The organism is Ligilactobacillus acidipiscis DSM 15836 (assembly GCF_001435755.1).
In the GTDB taxonomy this organism is placed as follows: Bacteria; Bacillota; Bacilli; order Lactobacillales; family Lactobacillaceae; genus Ligilactobacillus; species Ligilactobacillus acidipiscis.
Genome location: NZ_AZFI01000190.1, coordinates 1 through 3,528 on the forward strand (window position 1 = coordinate 1; position 3,528 = coordinate 3,528).

1 protein-coding gene and 2 pseudogenes are annotated in these 3,528 nt (G+C 32.4%); all 3 read left to right on the forward strand.

The window, feature by feature from the left end:
• Window positions 1-31: 31 nt before the first annotated feature.
• A pseudogene (locus FC65_RS12935) lies at window positions 32-433 on the forward strand (GNAT family N-acetyltransferase); the annotation flags it as partial.
• A 271-nt stretch (window positions 434-704) separates the two neighbouring features.
• Window positions 705-1,293 (forward strand): annotated as a pseudogene (locus FC65_RS09580) (tyrosine-type recombinase/integrase).
• A gap of 1,316 nt (window positions 1,294-2,609) precedes the next feature.
• Window positions 2,610-3,473, forward strand: a complete 864-nt coding sequence (locus FC65_RS09590) for an S-4TM family putative pore-forming effector (protein ID WP_056972505.1) — start codon at window positions 2,610-2,612, stop codon at window positions 3,471-3,473.
• The last annotated feature ends 55 nt before the right edge of the window (window positions 3,474-3,528 follow it).

Genomic DNA, 3,528 nt, shown 5'->3' on the forward strand with positions numbered 1-3,528 from the left:
AGGTATGTTGCACTTGATTTGACAATTCGGGACCAATATAAAGGATTATTCTAAAGAATATTTAGACAATGATTTAAAAAATCTTACTGCTCAAGATTTTATAGAGAAAGCAAAATATTTTCACTGTTATGTATTTATTGATGATTTTGTAAACAAGATTATTGCAGTTGGTTCGATTGGTGCATATTGGGGTAAAAATGATGAAAGTAGCTTGTTTAACATTTTTGTATCACCTAGGTATCAAGGACAAGGAATTGGTAAGCAACTTATTCAAGTATTAGAATAGGACGAATATTTTGCAAGAGCCAAGCGCATTGAAATTCCTGCTTCAATTACCGGTTTAGGTTTTTACCAAAAAATGGGTTATTCTTTTAAAAATGATAATAGTATTCTTGATGATGAACAATTATATCACTTAGAAAAGTTTAATTAAAAGCGGCTGTACTAACTAGCAGGTCATAACTTAACAGCTGTGGTCTTGTTTTTTTATTTTGGATAAGAAACAGAATTCTATACAGAGTTAAAGCCTAATCAAATAAAGCATTCAACAACAAGAGAATCCCAGGGACTATTTTGTAGTAGTGGGCCCTCAGAAACATTGCAATAACAACCTTTAATGGTAAGCTAAAAATCAAGGGGCAAAAAATGGTAAAATGATATAAAAAGTGCCCCCTGCTTTTAGTTAAAAAAGGAGGCGCTTTTTTATGGAACAAAAAGTGTTACCGATCAAGGATTCGAATGTTTTGACCCAAGTCCAACGGTGCTTACAAGAAGATTTTAAGGCTGTGGTTCATAATTACACCATTTTCCAAGTTGGCAAAGCAACTTTGTTGCGTGTCAGCGACATTCTAAGACTGAAACGGGGGAGAGATTGCTTTGATGAGCAGGGAAATGTGCAGCGGAACGCCTTTCTCCACGATCAAAGGACGGGCAAAGCAAATCATTTATACTTAAAACCGGTCACGGGTAATCTTTTGGCTTATCAGAGCTGGTTGCAACAAGCAAATTTAGTCTCGCCTTGGCTCTTTCCGTCCCTGCAGCACCCCGAAAAACACATCACAGAAAAAAATTTTATAAAATAATGCATAAAATGGGTGACCTCTTAGGTTTGAACTATTTAGGCACTCACACCATGTGCAAAACCGGCGCTTACCGTGTCTATGTCCAGTCTAACTACAATATTGGACTGGTCATGCACCTCTTAAACCATAGCAGTGAAGCTATGACGCTCGCTTATTAGGATTAGATCAGGTTAGCACCGAAAAAATGTTAGATAATATCGACTTTGGCTAAAGTATTTGCTTTTTCGGCTTCTTCTTGTGTTAAATTCTGAAAAACATGTTCTGCCTTAGCCACACGGATCAAGGTAACCGTTGCTGGCAATTGACGCTCTTTTTTATCTTTTAACAGAGCGCGTAAGGGCGTGATTCCAATTTTCTGAGCTAAAAAAATACTTTTTGGTCTCTGACTCTAGCTTAAAATTTTGCAATGGTCCCAATAACAGCAGCTTATTTCCAGTATTCATCTTCTTTGAATTCGCTCTAAAGGTTGAAAGTACCAAAACAGACCGTANGGATTGTTGTTTTAAAGTTTTTAATTATAGGGGGACTTCTTATGAGTATAGATAATTGGTTTAATGATTATGTTTCAAAAAATATAAACATAAAAAGCAAAAAAAATAGTGACGCAAAAACAAGTAGGGACTGGCTAATTAACCAAATTAAATCACTAAGTAAGAGCGAAAATGCTATTGACCTTTATTCAAGTGAGGAATTCACATTGAAAATGGGGTCATACGCTCGTAAGACACAAATAAAACCATTAAATGATATTGATCAAATGATAATTTTTTCAGCAATGGGAAGTACAGCCAATTTAGGTTCCGATAATTGGAATGAACAATATATATATGTCCCTACTGCTGCTGATAAATTGAGAAAACTAGAAGGTGATCATGGGCTTAGTTCTATTAAAGTTATAGAACAATTAAAATCTTTGTTAAAAGACATACCACAATATCAAAACGCAGATATTAACCGCAATCAGCAAGCATTAAGATTAGAGCTATCAAGTTATGATTGGGGGTTTGATATAGTTCCTGGCTTTAGAACTATTGAAAATGATGCAGGTTATTATTATTATTTAATACCAAATGGTAAAGGAAACTGGGAAAAAACGGATCCACGCATAGATCGTGAAAATTTAGAAAGTTATCAAAAAAGTTCTTTAATTAATCTAAGAGAAACAATCAGAATTCTTAAGTATTGGAGAGAGGGACATAATTCGGTATCCCAACTTAATTCATATATGTTAGAAACCATGATTTTAGACTTTATAGATAGTACTGAAAAAGAATGTGATAGTCAACGTGTCTTTATAGAAAAATTTCTTTTATATCTTTCGACTGAGATTCAAAATCCTGTGTATGACAGAAAAAATTTCCAAGGTGATTTAAATATTTTAAATTACTCAACTCAGGCTTCTATTTCAATTAAAGCAAAAGACTACTATAACGTAATAGAAAACGCCAACAAATTAGAAAAGCAGGGTTTAGATGAGCAAGCAGAAACTAAATGGGTAGACTTTTTCGGGCATCAAAATAACTAATTATGGGTAGCAAATTTAATATAAACAAACAGAATACTGAATACTCACTTAAATTGTTGACTGCACAGGGTCATCTTTATTCAAGAACAAAATTTATAGGATACACAGGGCTTATTTTAGATGTTATTCCTATACTGCTAAAGTTTTGGGTTAAAAATCAGAATATTATTGATAATACAGTAATTATTGTTACTGTATTATCAATTATATTAGCTCAATACGAAAAGCATAAAATAAAACAAGCTGCAAAAATTCAAGAACTGTTTGACATAAAAATTTTTGGTTTACCTTGGAATGAAATATTGGCAGGAGAAAAGCCAAATATTGAACTTATTAACAAAAATTCGCAAAAAAATAAGCATATGCATTATAAAGATTGGTACAATAATCCTAAAATGGATTCAGAAAACTTAAATATCCTGATATGCCAAAGAAGTAATGTTAGTTGGAACATTGAGCTTCATAAGATATGCAGGTATTCATTAGGCAGTTTACTTTTTCTACTATTTGTAGTTTGTTTATTTTTCATTTTTCTAGAAAATAGATATTTACCGGCTTTAAATAAGGCTGTAATTGTTTTACTTCCTCTAATAGTTAAATGTATAAATCTTTATATTGGGTTTGGAACTTTACAAAAAAATGAGAAATCATTACTTTCTAAAATTGATAAGTCAATACAGACTTTAGACAATATAGATTCCAAATGGACGTTACGAAATATACAAGATTACATTTTTAATAACATTCGTTGCTCTAGCATCTTAGTTCCTGATTGGATACACTCTTTAACCAAAAACAAACAAGAAAAAGCAAACAACGAAGCTATGGAAGGAATAAAAGATATTTTAAAAGAACATCTTTCTTAAATTTCAGAACACTTCTTTCTCTCAATAAGTCCCTCTTATGTTAAGTAGAGTCAGA